Origin of the sequence: Embleya sp. NPDC008237 (genome assembly GCF_042956465.1) — a bacterium.
Classification (GTDB): Bacteria; Actinomycetota; Actinomycetes; order Streptomycetales; family Streptomycetaceae; genus Embleya.
Genome location: NZ_JBIBGL010000025.1, coordinates 32126 through 49902, shown reverse-complemented (window position 1 = coordinate 49902; position 17777 = coordinate 32126). Strand labels below are relative to the sequence as shown.

General features: G+C 71.9%; 13 protein-coding genes and 1 tRNA gene. 7 read left to right on the top strand and 7 right to left on the bottom strand.

What is annotated here, in order from left to right:
- Positions 1–3 precede the first annotated feature (3 nt).
- Together crcB (ACFZBU_RS42600) and crcB (ACFZBU_RS42595) are read right to left on the bottom strand one after the other, a co-directional pair.
- Positions 4–354 (bottom strand): fluoride efflux transporter CrcB, encoded by a 351-nt coding sequence (crcB, locus tag ACFZBU_RS42600; protein ID WP_391589170.1) that lies wholly within the window; start codon positions 352–354, stop codon positions 4–6.
- A complete protein-coding gene (crcB, locus tag ACFZBU_RS42595) occupies positions 351–734 on the bottom strand; it encodes a fluoride efflux transporter CrcB (RefSeq protein WP_391589169.1) in 384 nt (127 codons plus the stop codon). Before crcB (ACFZBU_RS42595) ends, crcB (ACFZBU_RS42600) begins: the two co-directional genes overlap by 4 nt.
- A 195-nt stretch (positions 735–929) precedes the next feature.
- Between crcB (ACFZBU_RS42595) and ACFZBU_RS42590 the strand changes: the two genes are divergently transcribed.
- The 3 genes from ACFZBU_RS42590 (at position 930) to ACFZBU_RS42580 (ending at position 5574) form a co-directional block, all read left to right on the top strand.
- On the top strand, positions 930–2366 hold the full coding sequence (locus ACFZBU_RS42590; protein WP_391589168.1) for a hypothetical protein: 1437 nt from the start codon (positions 930–932) through the stop codon (positions 2364–2366).
- Positions 2367–2574: 208 nt separating this feature from the next.
- Complete coding sequence (locus tag ACFZBU_RS42585; protein WP_391589167.1) at positions 2575–4929, top strand: DEAD/DEAH box helicase; 2355 nt, start codon at positions 2575–2577, stop codon at positions 4927–4929.
- Positions 4930–5028: 99 nt separating this feature from the next.
- Entirely contained in the window at positions 5029–5574 is a 546-nt protein-coding gene (locus ACFZBU_RS42580; RefSeq protein ID WP_391589166.1) for a winged helix-turn-helix transcriptional regulator, read from the top strand.
- A 67-nt stretch (positions 5575–5641) separates the two neighbouring features.
- Here ACFZBU_RS42580 and ACFZBU_RS42575 read toward each other — a convergent pair whose 3' ends face one another.
- The gene (locus tag ACFZBU_RS42575; RefSeq protein WP_391589165.1) at positions 5642–6868 is read right to left on the bottom strand and encodes a DUF2786 domain-containing protein; all 1227 of its coding nucleotides are present in this window, start codon (positions 6866–6868) and stop codon (positions 5642–5644) included.
- A gap of 174 nt (positions 6869–7042) precedes the next feature.
- A complete protein-coding gene (locus ACFZBU_RS42570; RefSeq protein WP_391589164.1) occupies positions 7043–7855 on the bottom strand; it encodes a DUF6597 domain-containing transcriptional factor in 813 nt (270 codons plus the stop codon).
- Positions 7856–7971: 116 nt separating this feature from the next.
- Here ACFZBU_RS42570 and ACFZBU_RS42565 point away from each other — a divergent pair, with 116 nt between their 5' ends.
- Positions 7972–8550 (top strand): TIGR03086 family metal-binding protein, encoded by a 579-nt coding sequence (locus ACFZBU_RS42565; protein ID WP_391589163.1) that lies wholly within the window; start codon positions 7972–7974, stop codon positions 8548–8550.
- Positions 8551–8887: 337 nt separating this feature from the next.
- A complete protein-coding gene (locus ACFZBU_RS42560; RefSeq protein WP_391589162.1) occupies positions 8888–9673 on the top strand; it encodes a hypothetical protein in 786 nt (261 codons plus the stop codon).
- A gap of 136 nt (positions 9674–9809) precedes the next feature.
- Here the strand turns inward: ACFZBU_RS42560 and ACFZBU_RS42555 are convergent, their stop codons facing one another.
- Positions 9810–12662, bottom strand: a complete 2853-nt coding sequence (locus ACFZBU_RS42555) for an AAA family ATPase (RefSeq protein ID WP_391589161.1) — start codon at positions 12660–12662, stop codon at positions 9810–9812.
- A 251-nt stretch (positions 12663–12913) separates the two neighbouring features.
- On the opposite strand from ACFZBU_RS42555, the gene ACFZBU_RS42550 reads away from it, so the two are divergent.
- Positions 12914–13291, top strand: coding sequence for a nuclear transport factor 2 family protein (locus tag ACFZBU_RS42550; RefSeq protein WP_391589160.1), 378 nt, complete (start codon positions 12914–12916; stop codon positions 13289–13291).
- Positions 13292–13578: 287 nt separating this feature from the next.
- Positions 13579–15096: an MFS transporter gene (locus ACFZBU_RS42545; protein WP_391589159.1), complete on the top strand. Its 1518-nt coding sequence runs from the start codon at positions 13579–13581 to the stop codon at positions 15094–15096.
- A 365-nt stretch (positions 15097–15461) separates the two neighbouring features.
- On the opposite strand, the gene ACFZBU_RS42540 is transcribed toward ACFZBU_RS42545, so the two are convergent.
- Both ACFZBU_RS42540 and ACFZBU_RS42535 read right to left on the bottom strand, forming a co-directional pair.
- Positions 15462–15534: transfer RNA gene (locus ACFZBU_RS42540), tRNA-Lys, on the bottom strand.
- 839 nt (positions 15535–16373) lie between these two features.
- Positions 16374–17495, bottom strand: a complete 1122-nt coding sequence (locus ACFZBU_RS42535; RefSeq protein WP_391589158.1) for a hypothetical protein — start codon at positions 17493–17495, stop codon at positions 16374–16376.
- Positions 17496–17777 lie beyond the last annotated feature (282 nt).

Below are 17777 nucleotides of genomic sequence, written 5' to 3'. Positions count from 1 at the left end.
GCGTCAGCGGGCCGCGGTGTGGCCGAGGGCGGCCGCGGCCAGGCCCAGGGTCAGGCTGAGCAGGACGTAGCCGGCGGCGATGGCGCGCCGGCCTCGGGCGTAGGTGTCCACGGTCGCGTAGCCGAAGGTGCTGAACGTGGTGAGGGTGCCGCAGAAGCCGGTGCCGATCAGCGCGGCGATCCGCTCGTCGGGGGCCAGGCCGGTGAGCACGCCCAGGATCAGCGAGCCGATCACGTTCACGGTCAGCACGCCCCACGGGAAGGCCGACTCGGTGCGCGCGGACACGTACAGGTCGGTCAGGTAGCGCAGCGGAGCGCCGACCAGCGCGCCCAGGACCACCATCAGCGGGATCATCCGGCGACCCCGCGCGGGCGGCGGGCGACGGCGAGGCCGATCTGCACGGCGGCCAGGCCCAGGGCGACGCTGCCGACGACGTAGAGGAAGGCCGAGGCCCACGCGTGGCCGGCCGCCAGGGTGCGGGTCTCGACGGCGAAGGTGGAGAACGTGGTGAAGCCGCCCAGCACACCGGTGCCCAGAAAGGGGCGGACCAGCGGGCCGGGCGGGGTCAGGCCCATCAGGATCCCCATCAGCAGGCAACCGGTGACGTTGGTGAGCAGGGTCGCCCAGGGGAAGGCCGTGCCGCTGTGGGGGAGCGCCTCCGCAAGTGCCCAGCGGCACAGCGCCCCGATGGCGCCGCCGATCGAGACGGCAGTGAGTACTCGGGTCTGTGACACCCGAGCACGCTAGGCCGTCTCCGGTGGATCCCGGTGGGGCCGCGCCGCAGCGGGATCCGCCGGACGGGTATCCGGCCCGGGCGTCGGGTCGGGGATCTCGTGCGCTCCCGTCGCGCCCTCACGCGCTGCGGCCGAACGGGTGACGCGCGGTGTCGTGAATTGGAGCCGGAGTTTTTCCGTGCCCATGCTGAAGCGGTGACCACGCAGGGGGACATCGGGCCGATGCCGGACTTCGCCGACGATGAGCCCGAGTTTCCCGGAACCGGATCGACCACCCGGGTGGGCGGGCCCGCAGCGGCCGAGTCGGCGGTGCCGCGCGCTCGCGGCGAGTGGCGGCGCTCGCCGGTGCCGCAGGCGTACGAACCCGGGCCCGGACAGGCGTGGGGGGATCCGGAGCCGCGGACCCGGGGGACGGCCCGGGCGGGCGAGGGCGCCGACGGGCCGGGCGCCCGGGCCGGTTCCGGTGCGCCCGGCGGGCACGTCGGGCCGGCCGAGCGGGCCGAGCGGGGCGAGCAAATCCCGGGCGGGCCGGCCGAGTTCGCGCCCTTCCGGACGACCGGCAACCTTTCTGTGGGGCATGCCGAGGTGTCCTACCGCGAGCCGGTGTCGATGCTCACCGAGTGGTTCGGCGAACCGGACACGATCGAGCCCGCACCCGTGGTGGAACACGGATCCCCGCCGGCGGATCGACGGGCGCCCGGGCGGCGCAGGTCCGCGCACCGGGCCCATCGGGTCGTCGAGACGGCGCGCACCGAGGTCGCCAAGGGCGCCCCGGACGGGCGATCGGCAAGCCCCCACGGCGAGTTCGTGACCGCCTTCGTGGTGGTCGCGCTCGTACTCACCGGATTGCTGTACCACTTCGGCTGGGCACGTGACTCGGCCCGGTCCGAGTACCTCGGGTTCGACGAGAGCGTGCTGGACAGGCCGACCCTGGAGTATCTGGCGGACGGCCTGCGCGCGCTGTACCGGCCGCTGCTCGTGCTCGTCGCCGCGCTGCTCGCGACCCGGGTGGTGCATCCCCGGCTGCTGGTGTGGCTGCGTCGGCACCGACGGATCGCCGCGTGGTGTGCGTGGTGGCTGCGCTGTGCGTGGTTCGTGCTGCCGGGCGCGACCTGGATCGGGGTGTACCGGTGGCCCGCCCGCGGTGCGCAGTGGTGGCCCCTCCTGCTGCCGTGCGCGCTCGCGCTGGGGCTGTCGATCAGTGCGTACGGGGTGCTGCTCTCGCGCCGGATCGGGGCGCACCGGCGCAGCTCCGCGGCCGGCTCGCGGCCGTGGTCGCCGTCGGTGTTGTTGACCACCGCCGCCGTGGTGCTGTGTCTGTTCTGGGCATCGGGGGCGTACGCGAAGGTGTCCGGGCGGGACGCGGGCAGGGCCGTCGCGCACCAACTGTCCAGGCGGACCGGGGTGGTCCTGTATTCGGTGCAGGATCTGCGGATGCGATCGGACGACGGGATCGCGGTCGAGGAAGAAATCGGCGCCTCCTACCGTTACCGGTACACCGGACTGCGCTTGTTGCGGCGTGCCCCGGGGACGCTGTACCTGCTCCCCGAGCACTGGTCGTGGCAGCGTCCGAGGCTGCTCGTCGTGCACGAGGACGCACGTCTGAGGGTGGAGTACGAACGCACCCGATAGGCGTAAACGCGCAGTGATCGGGTACGCTGGTGAATCGCTTTGCCCATATCCAGGCACCGCCATGAGTCGCGGCGCCTCGTAGGCTCGTTCTGGTGCTCCGCAGAAGTGTCGCTTTCTCGTGCGACCACATTTCGGCTGCGGACCTTCGAGACGGGCCGCATCCGGAAGGTTTTGCATGCCCCCCTATGCCAATGACACTGCTACGCCCATGCCCGGTACCGAAGGTGCCGAGGTGCAGGAGGGTGTGGCGGATGCGCAGGCAGCCGAGGTGACCGAGGTCGCCGCGGAGATCACCGAGATCGCTCCCGAGGTCGTCGAGAACGACGACACCAATGACGGCGACACCGAGCTCGCGGCGCAGGACGAGGCCGCGACGGACGCCGATGTGCACAACGACACCGATGGCGACACGGACGTCGAGGCGAGCGTCGAGGACGACGCCGCCGACGAGGCCGGGCTCGACGGGGCGGACGACGCCTCGGACGAGGTCGACGCCGAGGCCGTGCCCGAGCCGACCGGCCCCAGCTTCGCCGAGTTCGGTCTGCACAAGGACGTCGTGGACGCGCTCGCGCGACGCGGCGTGACCCACCCGTTCCCGATCCAGGCGGCGACGCTGCCGGACGCGATGGCCGGCAAGGACATCCTCGGCCGGGGTCGGACCGGTTCCGGCAAGACGCTGGGCTTCGGTCTGCCGATGCTGACCCGCCTGTCGGGTCGCAAGGCCCGCGCCCGTCGCCCGCTCGCGCTGATCCTCACGCCGACGCGTGAACTCGCGATGCAGGTGCACGACGCGTTGGAGCCCTACGGTCGCATTCTCGACCTGCGGATGAAGACGGTCACCGGCGGCATGTCGATGCCGAAGCAGATCTTCGCGCTGGAGCGCGGCGTGGAGATCCTGGTCGCCACCCCCGGTCGGCTCCAGGACCTGGTGGACCGCGGTTCGGCCGTGCTGGACAACGTCGAGATCACCATCCTCGACGAGGCCGACCAGATGGCGGACATGGGCTTCCTGCCCGAGGTCACCGCGCTGCTCGACCTGATCCCGGCCGGCGGTCAGCGGATGTTGTTCTCCGCGACGCTGGACAAGGGCGTGGACGCGATCGTCCGCAAGTACCTGGTCGACCCGGTCACCCACTCGGTGGACCCGCACTCGTCGTCGGTGACGACCATGTCGCACCACGTGCTGGTCGTGCAGCCCAAGGACAAGACGTACGTCACGGCGGCCATCGCGGCCCGTCGCGGGCGCACGATGATCTTCGTGCGGACCAAGTTCGGCGCCGACCGCGTCGCGCAGCAGCTGCGTGAGGCGGGCGTTCGAGCCGAGGCGCTGCACGGCGGGATGACCCAGGGCGCGCGTACCCGCACCCTGGCCGAATACAAGGAGGGCCGCACGCCGGTCCTGGTCGCCACCGACGTCGCCGCCCGCGGCATCCACGTCGACGGCATCGACCTGGTCCTGCACGTGGACCCGGCCGCCGACTCCAAGGACTACCTGCACCGCGCGGGTCGTACCGCGCGCGCCGGCGAGGCCGGTGCGGTGGTCACGCTCGCGCTGCCGCACCAGCGCCGCACGGTGGACCGCCTGATGGAGGACGCCGGCGTCGAGCCGACCCGCCTTCGGGTGCAGGGCTCCAACGACCCGGAGATGCGCAAGCTGACCGGCGCGCGCACGTTGTCCGAGGTCAAGGCGCAGTCCGTGGCGGACGCCGCGGTCGAGGCCGAGGCCGAGGCCGAGCGGCTCGCCGGTCGGATCATCGAGCTCAAGGCCGAGGCGGCGGAACTGCGGCGCAAGGCGGCCGAGTTGGCCGAGGCCGCGAAGAACGGCGACGTGCCGGTGCGGACCGAGCGCTACGAGCGTCCGGACCGGGGCGAGCGCGGCGGCGACCGGCGCGAGGGCGGCTACCGGGGCGGCGACCGCAACGACCGCGGCAGCGACCGTCCGCCGTACGGCAGCGACCGCGGCGGCGACCGTCGTGGCGGCGCGCCGCGTGGCGACCGGCCGTCCTACGGCGACCGGGACCGGGCACCGCGTTCCGGCGACCGTCCGTCCTACGGCGGCGGCGACCGGCGCGAGGGTGGCTACCGCGGCGACCGTCCGTCGGGCGACCGCGGCCCGCGTGCCGACCGTCCCGCGTACAACGACCGTCCCGCGTACAACAGCGGTGACCGTCCCGCCTACAACAGCGGCGACCGCGCTCCGCGCACGGGCGACCGGCCGGCCTATGGCGACCGGGCACCGCGTACCGGCGACCGGCCCGCGTACGGGGACCGGGCACCGCGTTCCGGCGACCGTCCGTCCTACGGCGGCGGCGACCGGCGCGAGGGTGGCTACCGCGGCGACCGTCCGTCGTACGGGGACCGCGCGCCGCGTACCGGCGACCGTCCCGCCTACGGCAACGACCGCGCCCCGCGCGGTGACCGTCCGACGTACAACAACGACCGGCCGTCCTACAACGACCGGGACCGTTCGCACGACCGTGCGCCGCGTCGGGACGGTCACTACGACCGTCCGGCCGGCGGCCCGGCGGGCGACCGCAAGCCGCGCTGGAAGCGCGACGCGTAAGCGCCGAGTGACCTTGCGGTAACTGACGTGTAGTCAAAAACACTGAGCGGGGCGGGATCGATCGCGTATCGATCCCGCCCCGCTCAGTAATGTGGCGACATGAAGCGGACCTCGTTCGGAACCTGGCCGTGTTCCATCGCGCGCGTCCTGGAGTTGTTCGGCGACGGCTGGACGCCGCTCGTGTTGCGGGAGGCGTCCTACGGGGTCCGGCGGTTCGAGGACCTCCAGGAGAACCTGGGCATCGGCCGCAACGTGCTGGCGCAGCGGCTGAATCGGCTGGTCGAGGAGGGCCTGCTCGACCGGGTCCCGTACGAGGAGCGGCGCCCCCGACACGAGTACGTACTGACCGCCAAGGGCCGCGATTTCTTTCCGGTGCTCGTCGCGATCGGCCAGTGGGGGGACACCTGGCTCGCGGACGAGACCGGGCCGCCGGTGGTCTACCGGCACGGCGGCTCCGAGGGGCACGAGGCGGAGCCGGCCGTGGTCTGCTCGGTGTGCGGCGACCCACTCCACCTGGAGGACGTCGAGCCGTTGGCGGGACCGGGTATGACGGCGCGTCAGGCGCACCGGGCGGTCGCCGAGGGGCGCTGTGGACCGCGCGCCTCGACGGTGCCGGCGCAGCGCGGGAACTGGTTGCCGCGCTGACGCTTTTTCGCGGTTCCGATGGCTTCGGGTCCCGATGCTTTCGGGGTGGGGTTTCGGTTTCGGGGATCTACGGGCGGGCCGGCTCGCCGCGGTCCAGCTTGTCCCGTAGGCCCAGTTCGGCTCGGTCGGCGGCGGCCTGGCCGTGTCGCCACCCGTCCGCGTCGCGACCGCGCAGGCGGTGTGTGGTCTTGGTGGGGAACATGCGCTCCGTGGTCTCCCGAACCGCGACGTCGCGGGCGGCCAGGACCGGCAGCAGGCGATTTTCCGCTGCCTCGTTCGCGCTTGCCTCGGCCTCCTCCTTGGCGGTGGTGAGCCGCTCGCGGATCCGGTCGGCGTAGGCGATCAGGAAGGACTGGCGGAAGGTCTTGGTCCGGCGGGAGCGACCGGATTCGTGGTAGCGCGAGCCGGCCCGGTTCATCGCGGCGGTGGCCTGCACCAGGAGCGAGGTGTAGAGCAGTTCGACCGCGTCCAGTTCGGAGTCGAAGCCGACCACGGTGGAAAAGCCCAGCGAACTCGACCAGATCGCCTGGCAGCCGTTGGCGTCGGCGACCGCGTCCAGCAGCAGTGCCTTCGCGCCCTCGTACGGGTTGTCCACACCGATTCGGCATGCGGCGGGCGCGTGGCGCGAACCCTCCTGCGCGCCCAGCAGCGCCTCGTCGATCCGATGCCGGGTCATCAGCTCCTGCGCCTTTGCGGTGAACGCCTCGGCCTCCTCGGGGAACTCGCTCGACTCGGCCTTGGCGAGCAGGGCACGCACCCGGCCGAGTTGGCGGGGTGCGCCGGTCGCGGGCTGCTTGCGGGCCGGCTCCTGGAAGGACGCGGCGGCGAGCGGCTCGATGGCGGGCAGGCGGGCGATCGAGCGGAGCAGTTCGAGCACGCGTGCGGCGGTGCCGAAGCGGTCCAGGTTCTCCCGGGCGCCCAACTCGGTGAGGTAGGCGTCGTCCGAGCTCCACCACGGGGTACTCGCGTCCAGGTCGCGCAGCTGGGCGGTCCAGCGGCGGCCGGTGCCCGGGTGGCTGCGGGCCTGGGCGGCGACCAGGTCCGCGGCGATCGGGGCGTGGCGTTCGCCCAGCTCGCGGGTGACCGCGCGGACCACGTCGGCGGGTTGCCAGCCGCGTCGCCAGCAGCCGTCCGCGGTGCGGTCGTACAGCGCGAGCACCGCGCGCGAGATCTGCGGCCAGTCGGCGGCGGAGGCCGCGAGCAGGGACGCGCCGAGGTCGATCGTGTCCTCCAGGGCGTCGTCGGACGCGCTCAGGACGGCATGGAATTGGGTTTCGACGAGCGTGGTGGGCACCCGTCAAGGATTGCATTTTCGGCGCGCGGACGGTCGGCGCCCGTGCGAGGAGGATGTGGGGTGGGTGCGGGGCCGTGCGGGGAGGGTTCGCGGAGGGCGCGGGGTGGGTTCTCGTCCTCGGACCGGGCGGGGTCGTGTGCGGATCCCGCGGAGGGGACCCGGGTCCGCGGGTGCTCAGGTTTTGGCGTAGCGGCCCGGTGCGGTGCCCACCGCGGCGGTGAAATCGCGGGTCAGGTGGGCCTGGTCGGCGTAGCCCAGATCGGCGGCCAGCGCCGCCCAGTCGATGCCGTCGCCGTGCTCGGCGCGCTCGGCGACCTCCTGGAGGCGGGCCCGGCGGAGCACCCACTTGGGGCCGACCCCCACGTATTCGGCGAACAGCCGCTGGAGCCGACGCACCGGGACGCCGACCTCCCGGGCCAGGTCGTCGACCCGGAACAGGTTCGGATTCGTGGTGATGCGCTCGACGATCGCGGCCACCTCGGCGATCGTCGGGTCGACGCCGGTCGGGGTGTCGGCCGGTGCGGGCAGCGCGCCGCGCAGCCAGGACTCCACGACGGCGACCCGGTCGGACTCGTCGACGGTGCCGAGCACCCGTTCGCCCACGGCCGCCACGCCCGGGCCGAACAGGTCGGCCGCGGGTGGCACCCGGTCGGTGAGCTCGGCCACCGGGCCGGCCAGGAACGGCCGGAAGCCGCCGGCCCGGAATCGGATCCCGAAGACGTGACCCGCGCCGCTCAGCTCGCGCTCGAACACGTCCCGCACCACGCCGTACACCGCCGGGTGCGGCTGCTCGAAGACCAGGTGCACGTTCGGGTGGGAGAGCACCTTCTGCCGGTAGGGCGATCGCCCGCGCAGGTCCCAGCGCACGATCCAGTGGTAGTCGACGAAGGGCGCCAGATCGGCGGCCGGCTCGTACAGGCTCAGGTCCCAGGCGCCGGGCGCGACGGCCGCGCGCAGCACCCCGCGATTGCGGTAGGGAAGCCTCATACAACCACCGTAAACGGTGCCTGTGACATGGCCCGATGCGTCCTGTGGCGCGGCCGGGCCGGGGCCTGTCGCGTTTGTTCAAGACCGGTTTCGGTGGGCCGCATAGCGTCGTGTCCATGAACATTCACCACCTCTTCGTCGAAGCCTCCGCCGAGGCCGATCGGCTCGCCCACGGTGTCGCGCCCGAGCAGATCGCCGGACGGACCCCCTGTCCCGAATACGACACCCGGGCGCTGCTCAACCACTGGATCGTCTACACCTCGCACGGCCTGGAGCACCGGGCGCGGCGCACGGCACTGCCCGAGGAGCTGACCACACGCGACTTCGTGGTCGAGCCGGACTGGGCCGACGCGTACGGCGCGCAGCTGCGGCGCGGGGTGGCGGCATGGGCGGAGCCGGCCGTGTGGGAGGGCGAGATCGACTTCGGCGGCGGCGGGATGATGCCCGCGACGGAGATCGCCGCGATGTTGCTCCTGGAGCTGACCCTGCACGGCTGGGACGTGGCTCGGGCGACCGGGCAGGACTACCGGGCGTCGGTGGAGCTGGGCGAGGCGGTCGAGGGCATCGTGGCGAGGTATGCGGAGATGTACCGCGAGTACGACGGCTTCGCGGTGCCGGTGGCGGTGCCGGCCGGGGCGACCGCGTTCGAGCGGGCGCTCGGGGCTTCGGGGCGGGATCTGCTCTGGAAGCCCTGACGGGGTTGATGGTCTCGGGGTTGCCGGTCTCGGGGTGGTTGCTCGCCTCGGGATTGCCGGTCTTGGGGTGGTTGGTCGGCGGGTTTGGTTGGCCGGGGGTCGGTCGGTCGAGAGGTTCGGTGGGTCGGCGGGCTCGGTTGCCTGACGGGTTCGGTGCGCGGATCGTGCTGGGTGGCTGGGTGGCTGGGTGGCTGGGTGGCCGGCGGGGTGGTTCGGTTGCCGGGTGGTGGGGTGATTCGGCCAACGGATTGGCAAGATCGTTTCAGGGGTGCGGAAATCCGGGCGGGGGTGGGATCGCTGTGCCTATGGTGGCGGCCGATCTCACCCGGAGGTATGCGTGACGGCGTTGGCGACACTCGACGGTTTCGGTTGTACGGTCCGATACAGCCAGGGCGCGCGGGAGCGAGCCGCGTTCGTTGCGGAGCGCGTCGACCGTGCCGCCGCGTGGTTGACCGAACGGCTGGGATTCGCGCCGCGCATCCGGTTGTCCGTGGCGGATGCCGCGGACTGGGACGGCGTGGCGACGGTACCGCTCTACGGCACGCCTCAGGGTGCGGAGGACCATCTGCGGGTGGCCGCCGACGACGGGTGGTTCGGCACCGAGCTGCTCGCGGCGATTCGGCCGCACCTGGGTGCGCGCGCCGCTGCGGTGCTGCGCGCCGAGTACGGGGAGCCGCCCGCGTTGCGGCCGTACTTCGATCTGGTGGCCGTGCACGAACTCACCCACCTGTTCCAGGATCAGGCCTGGCCCGCCTACCCGGGCATGTGGATCGCCGAGCTGCACGCGAATCTCGCGATGGTCGGCTACACGCAGGAAGTTGAGCCGGAACTGTTGCCCGCACTGCGGGCCTTCACCGCGACCGTGGACGAGTTGCCGGTCGAGGTCACTCCGATTCGCGAACTCGAGGACATGGAGCGCTCGTTCGAGCAGGGAGCGATCAACTTCGGGTGGTACCACTTCTCCCTGACACGCGTTGCCGAACAGTTGTGGGCGGCCGACGGCGCGGATGTGCTGCGCACGCTGTACGAGCACATCCGTGCCGGTGGGGGAGCCGAGCACCCGGTGCTGCGCGGGGTCGCGGCGGAGTGGAATCGGCCTGCGCGGATCGGCGTCGGCGGCTGATTGCCGGCCGCCGGGCGGGGCGCGCCGATCGGGGGCGGCGATCGGTGGTTCACGGGTTGTGCGGCGGGGGTCGGTGGCGGGTCGTGGTCCGGGGTTCGGTGGTGGTTCGTGGTTCGGGGACAGGGGTGGTTTCGGGTCAACCGGTGAGCGCGGCCAGTTCCGGGATCGCGGTCAGTTCGGTGCGCGAGACGATGCCGAGCTTGGGATAGGCCTTGTAGAGGTGATGGCCGACCGTGCGCGGGCTGAGGAACAGCTGGGCCGCGATGTCCCGGTTGGACAACCCTTGCGCCGCGAGCCGGGTGATCTGTAGCTCCTGCGGGGTGAGCAGCGCGAGCACACCGGCGGGCTGCGGGCCCTGGGGCGTCGCGCTGCCGCCGATCGCGCCCAGCTCGGTACGGGCACGATCCGCCCAGGACCGGGCGTCGAGGCGGTCGAACTCCTCCAGCGCGGTGCGCAGCCGGTCGCGCGCGTCGGTCTTGCGGCGCAGTCGACGCAGCCACTCCCCGTACAGCAGTCCGGTCCGGGCCCGCTCCAGCGGCCGGCGCTCGCTCTCGTGTCGGGCCAGCGCGGCGAGCCACAACTCCTCGGCCGCGTCGTCGTTCGCCAACAGCGCGTGGCAGCGCAACACCAGCGCGTCGGCCCAGCGTTGCTCGGCTCGCTCGGCCCACTGCTCGAAGCGGGCCAGCGGCTCCCGCGCCCGTTCGGGGGCGCCGAAGCGGACCGCCGCCTCGACCAGGTCGGGGATCGAGCGGGTCGCGCTGATGTGATGCCGCAGCGGCTCCCGAGCCAGCCGCTCCAGCCGGTTCAGCGCCGACTCGGGGCGGCCCAGGCCCAGATCCAGCAGCCCCAGTGCCCACGCGGACCACGGCGCGCCGGCCGGCATCGCGCTGCCCACGCCGCCGGCCAGTGCCGCGTCGGCGTGCCGATGGGCGGCCTCCTCGTCGCCCGCGATGCCCGCCAGGTAGGCCAGTACGCTCTCGAACTGGCTGATCCACTGCTGCTGCCCACTGTCCTGCGCGATCCGCAGGCCCTCGGACGCGGTGGCCAACGCGTCGGTGTGGCGGCTCTCGAAGATCTCCGCCTCGGCCACGAAGAACAGGATCGTCGGCAATCGGCCGATCCCACCGTGCAGTCGGCTGTCGCGGGCGAAGAGCGACGCGATGTGGTGCGCGTCCGCGTCCTGGCCCAGGGCCAGTCCGACGCCGCAGGCCAGCAGCAGGTCGCGCTGTTCTTCGTTGCCGGTTCGGGGCGCGACTCGGATCAGGTCGCCCAGGTTCGGGCGCTCGGCGGCCGGGTGTTCGTACGCAGGGTGTTCGTTCGGCGCGTGCTCGGAGTCGGGGCTTTCGGTGCCCGGGTGCTCGGCGTCGGGGTTCTCGGTGCCCGGGTGCGCGGTGCCCGGGTGCGCGGAGTCCGGCTTCGGCGGGAATGCGGCGATCATGAACTCGACGACCGGGGTCACGGAGGCTGTCGGCGGCAGATCCAGTGCGGCCAACTCCCGCATGGTGGAATCGAGTTCGGTCTCACCCAGGTACCACGCGGTGTGCATGGACTGGAGCAGCATGCGCGCCGCGCGTTCGGGTCGGCCGGTGGCGGTGAGCGCGGCGCCCCGGAGCAACAACTCGTGCGCGTTGACGAACCCGCCCTGCCAGAAATCGGACAGCGCACGCACATGCAGCAGCCGGGCCCGGATCGCGTCGTCGATCGCGGTCGACTGGGCCCGCTCGGCGAAGGTGCGGGCCCGGTCCAACTCGCCCGCCTCGGAGGCGGCTTCGGCGGCGAGTACGAGGCGGCGGGTGCGCGCCCCGACGTCCTCGCTCAGCCGCGCGGCCTTCTCGTAGGCCAGCGCGGCGGCGAGGTGGCCGCTGCGCTCGCGGGCCCGTTCGCCGGTGCTCTCCAGGGCGGTCGCGGCCGGCTCGTCGACGCCGGTCGCGGCGGCGGCCAGATGCCAGGCGCGCCGATCCGCGTGGTCGGGCGCGTCGAACGCGTCGGCCAGCGCGCGGTGTGCGGCGAGCCGGCGGTCGATCGGCGCGCCCTGCTGGACCGCGGCCCGGATCAGCGGGTGCCGAAAGCGCAGCCGGTCGTCCTCGACGACGATCAGCGACGCCTCCTCCGCGGCGGCCAGATCCGCGGGACCTGCGCCGAACCCGGCACCGGCCCGGAGCAGGATGCCCAACTCGCCGGAGTCGTCGCTCGCGGCCAACAGCAACAACATCCCGGTCCGCTCGTGGAGCCGGGTGATCTGGCCGTGAAAGGCGAGCTGTAGCCGACTGGTGAGCGGCAGGGCCCCCGGACGCAGGGTGTCGCCGGACCGTTCGCCCGCGAGCGAGACCGGCAGTTCGATCAGGGCGAGCGGGTTGCCCCGGGACTCGACGAGCACGCGGTAGCGGGTGGTCGCGGACATGTCCCGGGCGTGCTCGTCGAGGAGCGCGCTCGCGTGCTCGGGCCGGAGCGCCGCCAACGACAGTTCGGGCAGGCCCTGAACCGGGAAGGCGTGCCGGTCCTCGCGGGCGGCGAAGATCAGCGCGATGCCCTCGGCGTACAACCGGCGGGCGGCGAACACGAGTGCGTCGCGGGAGGCCCGGTCCAGCCACTGCGCGTCGTCCACGACGCACAGGAGCGGCCCGTCGCCGGCGTACTCGGACAACAACGACAACACCGCAAGGCCGACGAACATCGGCTCGGAGCGCCCGCCCGCGGCGAGCCCGAAGGCAGCCGCCAGGGCCTGCCGCTGCGGGTCGGGCAGCCGGTCCAGGTGTCCCAGGGCCGGGCGGAGCAGCAGGCTCAGCCCGGCGTAGGGGAGTTCGGCCTCGTATTCGACCCCGGTGCCCCGGATCGTGCGCATGTCCGTACCGGCGAGCACGTGCTCCAGGAGCGCGGTCTTGCCGATGCCGGGTTCGCCGCGCACGACGAGCACGCCGCTGCGGCCGTCCCGGGCATCGGCGAGCAGGCGCTCGATGGTTCCGAGTTCGGTGTCTCGTCCGTACAACATGCCTTGCCGTCCCCCATGTCCACCGATCTTCCGGTGTCGATCTCTGGTGCTGGTCCTTCGTGCCGGTCCCTCGCGCCGATCCTCGGTGCCGACGCCGGCGTCGGCCCCGTACTGGCCGTCGGTACTGATCTCTCCTGCGCCAAAGTACCTATGCGGGACTGATTCCCGTCGGTACGGGGCTCCGTAAGTTCATGGGCAACGGAGCTCGCCGGAACAGCCGGAAGCCCGGAGGAAACACAAGGACGGTCACCATGACCACGAACATCGACTTCACCGCCCTGGCCGAGCGCTACATCGCCACCTGGAACGAGGTCGACCCGGCCGCGCGCCGCAAGCTGGTCGAAGAGGTCTACACCGAGGACGCCCGGTACGTCGACCCGCTGGTGGCGGCCGAGGGCCACGACGCGATCGACGCCACGCTGGGCGCGGTGCAGGGGCAGTTCGCGGGGCTCGTGTTCACGCTCGGCGGCGCGGTCGACGGCCACCACGACACGGCACGTTTCACGTGGAACCTCGGCCCGGCGGGCGAGGAGGCCATCGCGGTCGGCTTCGACGTGATCCTGGTCGCCGAGGACGGCCGGATCGCCCTGGTCAGCGGCTTCCTGGACAAGGTTCCGGCCGGCCTGTGACCCGGTGAGGTAACCGCTCGACGGATTCGGGGCCGGGCCACGGCAGCGTCCGGCCCCCGGTGTCCTCGCGGTGACGGGTTTCACGCCCTCCTTCTTCCTTTTCTTCTCTCTTTCTTCTCTCTCCTCCTGCTCATCTGGATTTCGCGTCGTGGCGTGCGCCTCTTCCCGCGCCGCGACTTCTTGCGTCTCGACGGCGCTCGCGCCTCGACTTTTCGCGCCTCGACTTCTCGTGTCTCGACCCCCTCGCGCGCCGTTCGGCGCGTTCGCCCGGAACGGAAGGAACATCCATGTCCGCCGCCACGACGGCCACGGCTCCCGCAGCAGAGGCATCGACGCCCCGGCAGTCGTGGGGTGCCCTGCTGGTCCTGCTCGCCGGAATCTTCATCACCACGCTGGACTTCTTCATCGTCAACGTCGCCATCCCGGCCACCCAGGAGGATCTGCACGCGACTCCGGCCGCGATCCAATGGGTGGTCGCGGGCTTCGGCCTCGCGGTCGCCGCCGGACTGATCACGGCCGGCCGGCTCGGGGACATCTACGGCAGGCGGCGGATGTTCGCGATCGGCCTGGGGCTGTTCACCCTCGCCTCCGCGGGTTGTGGGCTGGCCGGGAACGCGGAGATGCTGATTACCGCCCGGGTCCTGCAAGGTGCGGCGGCAGCACTGTTGATGCCGCAGGTGCTCGGGATCATCAACGTGCTGTACGTCGGCGAGCAGCGGGTCAAGGCGTTCACCGCGTACGGACTCGCGATGGGCTTCGCGGGAGTCTTCGGTCAGCTCATCGGCGGCGCGCTGATCCAGGCCGACCTGTTCGGGCTCGACTGGCGCAGCATCTACTGGATCAACGTCCCGGTCGGCTTGGTCGCCCTGGCGCTGACCCCGCGGCTGGTGCCGGAAAGCCGGGGCGAGGGCAGTACCCGGCTCGACCTGGTGGGTACCGCGCTGATCACGCTCGGCCTGGTCGCCGTGGTGTTGCCGCTGGTCCAGGGCCGCGAGCAGGGCTGGCCGCTGTGGACGTGGTTGTCCCTCGGGGTCGCTCCGCTGCTGCTCGGCGCGTTCACGCTGTACCAGCGCCGGCTGGGCCGGGGCGGCGGTGCGCCGCTGGTGGACCCGGTGCTCTTCCGCGAGCGGCCGTTCTCGGTCGGCATCACGATGGCGCTGGTGTACGGCCTGGTGAACGCGGCCTTCTTCCTGATCCTGGCGCTCTACCTGCAGATGGGTCACGGGATGTCGGCGCTCGACTCGGGGCTGCTGTTCATCGCGCTGGGAGTCGGGTACTTCCTGTCCTCGGCGATCTCGGGGCAGATCGCGGCGAAGCTGGGCCGACAGGTGCTGGCGGTGGGCGCGCTGGTACAGGGCCTGGGGCACGTGGTGCTGGTGGAGACGCTGTCCGCCACCCACGCGACGTTGGCACTGATCCCGGGGCTTGCGCTGACCGGGTTCGGCATGGGCCTGGTGATGGGTCCGATGGCGGCGACGGTACTGGCCGGGATCAAGGCCAGGCACGCCGGCTCGGCCGCGGGTCTGCTCTCCACGGCCCAGCAGGTGGGCGGCGCACTCGGGGTGGCCCTGGTCGGCATCGTCTTCTACGGCACGCTGGGCAACGCCCCGACGGCCGACACCTTCGGCGACGCCTTCGTGAACGGCCTGTGGCTGCTCACCGCCTTCTGCGCGGCGGTCGCAGCCCTGGTGCAACTGCTGCCGAGGCGACAGGCGAAGGGCGCCACGGAATCGGCGGAGTCGGACGGGTCGGACGCGTTGGGCGGGTCGGACGGACCTGCGGTAAAGGTGGACGCTCTGGTGTGAGCCGAGCATGACAAGGCGTGCGTGAGCGCTGGGCCCCGACCGGTGGTCGGGGCCCATTGCTCGTTTGCGCCGCGCATGCTCTGTGGCGACCTGTGGACGGCCGACACCATGCTCGCCGAGAGTGCCCCGGAGCCCACCATTACCGAGGGCGCCGGCGGTGCGTGACGTGGCTGTGCGGGCCCGTTCCGCTGCGCTCGGCCTCGGTGACACGAGTGTGCCCTTGGTTCCGGAGGAGTGTGAGGGGTGCTCACCTCGTGGGTGCGGCCCAGGGAGATGCGTACGTCGTGTGTCCGCGGCCCCCGGGTGCGCAGGATCACTCCTGGGGCCCGTAGGCCGGTGACCAGCGGCAAAGTCGTCAAGCGCGGTGGGCCGTCAGGGGATCGAACCCTGAACCCGCGGATTAAAAGTCCGCTGCTCTGCCAATTGAGCTAACGGCCCGGTTGGGCGCCGGCGGTGATCCGCGTTTTGCCCACCGGCAGAGTACCGGTAACCGATCGAACATGCTGCGAGTATCCCCGGACACGCCGTGACCTGCGGGAACGGCCCGGCGGGCAGCGCGCGCCCGGGTGCCGAGTGCGTGAGTGCGAGGTTCGTGAATCAGACGAATCATCGGCTCTGTCGTGCGCAGTCAGGGTGGTGCTCGGGTGCCGCGGAATCCGTGTGAGGGTACGGCCGCATGCGGGCCGGCTTCGGCGGGGAGTCATGTGGCCACGACGGTCACAGGGAGCGGGAACAAGCCGAAGGCGGCCGGCGGGGCACCGCTTGCATGCGGTCGAGCAGCACGGCGCCGCGGCGCCGAGCCCGAAGGCAGCGGCTCCTGGCACATTGCGCAGGTCCGCGCGCCGGCTCCGGGCTCGGTGACCAAGGGGTTCAACCGCTTGGTGGCCGAGTTCGACCTGCCGCCGATCAAGCTGCACGCTCTGCGCCACGGAGCTGCCTTCAACGAGGTCGACAGCACCGGCGACCTGCGCGCCGCCCGGCTCCTGCTCGGCCACTCCAGCGTCACCGTTCTACGCGCTACGTCCCGCGCGGCAGCAAGAGCGCCCGCAAGGCCGCCGAACGCTCCGCCGCGAAGCTCCGGGAAAAAGGCCCGCTCCGGCCAGGACGACGGCGACAAGGACCGATCCACAGCGCCGGACGGTCCGGCCGCGAGGTACCGCCCGGCGCGCACGGAGTTCGTGCGCGCCGTGGCCCTGCCCTCGGCGCATGGCAGAAGACCGGACCGAGGGGAAGACCATGCCTCACGAACCGGGCAGGAGCGAGGACGCGTTCCCGGGTCACACGAGGGGAAGTCCGCCGAACGAGAACCAGAAGAAGGTGCCGTCGCCTCCCTCCAGGGAGAGGGCCACGCTCTCACCCTTGCGGACGGGGAAGGCCACTCGCTTTTGATCGCCGTAGTCGGTGTTGTATTGGCCGGCCACCAGCAAACCGCGTCTGGCCGTGGAATCCGGCCCGATGTACAGCCGCACCTTGCCGCGGGACACGTAGGCCCAGAGGATTCCGTCGCTGGGCGCTGTCGCGGTGAAGGGCGAGGAGACGTCGATCTCCTGTGGGGCCGTGAACAGTTGGACGGGGCCGGTGGCTTGGAGGTGCCCTTCGATGGTGAGGTTGCGGACGACCATGTCGGGTTTGTTGACCGTCACGTTGACGTTGAGGGTGCGTTCGACGTTGTCGTTGCCGCCCTGGGCGATGGCGCGCAAGTAGAACATGGTGCTCTGGCGGATGTTGGTGACCGGGTACTCGCGGCGGTTGGTGACGTCGATCTCGGCGTTGCCGTAGAGGAGTTTGTAGGTCGCGCCTTCGGACGCCTCCCATTCGAGGGTGGCGGTGCCGCCGTTGTCCACGACGAGCGGGTCCACGCGGAGGTTGCGCAGGTAGAAGCCGTGGGGGAACTTGCCCACGCCCAGTGTGGTGCGGTCGGTCTTCCACGCGGAGGTGCCCACGGCGCGGTATTCGAGTTCGAGGATGACGGGTGCGCTGCCGACGACGCGGTTGATGCGGATGCCGCCGAGTTGGATCGTGACACCTTGGCCGGGCTCGATCGTCGCTGTGCCGGACGGTGGGGCGAACACGATGCGTTGGCCTGCGGGGTCGCTGGTGGCGGTCCAGCCGGGGAGGCTGGTCTGTGCGGCGATTCCCGTCAGGTCCAAGGCGAGTTCGGCGGACGCGGTGCCGGTGGGGATGTACACGGTGAGTTTGCGGGTTTCGATGCCCGAGTCCGAGTGGCGGCTGCCCACGATGACCAGGTTGGCGCGTTCGACGGTGCCTTCCGCGGGTGACACGCGTAGCGGGTCGGGTTCGGTGGTCAGCTCGTAGACCAGGACCGTCCCGACCCCGGCCGCCTCGGGGTCGCTGTCGTCGCCCGGGGACCCGGCCACCGTTTGCAGGATCACACTCATGTGCTGTCTCCTTTCGTTCGCGTCGCCGAGGAGGCGTCGTCCAAGACCATGAATCCCGACCGGATCTCCGGGCTCCTTGCGCGCATGCCGGTGGCCACGGACCGGAATCGGGCAACCCGTGTAATACCGTGCGGATGATGAAAGCGCCGACCCGGCTCCGGATCACGGCCGCGGCGCCGAGCATGCCCTGCGGGTTGGGGCATGGCGATCGACGCTGTTGCGCAGGTCGGGCGCCGGGGCAGTATCGGGTCCGTCTCGACGCGCGGCGCGAGCCGCACGCAC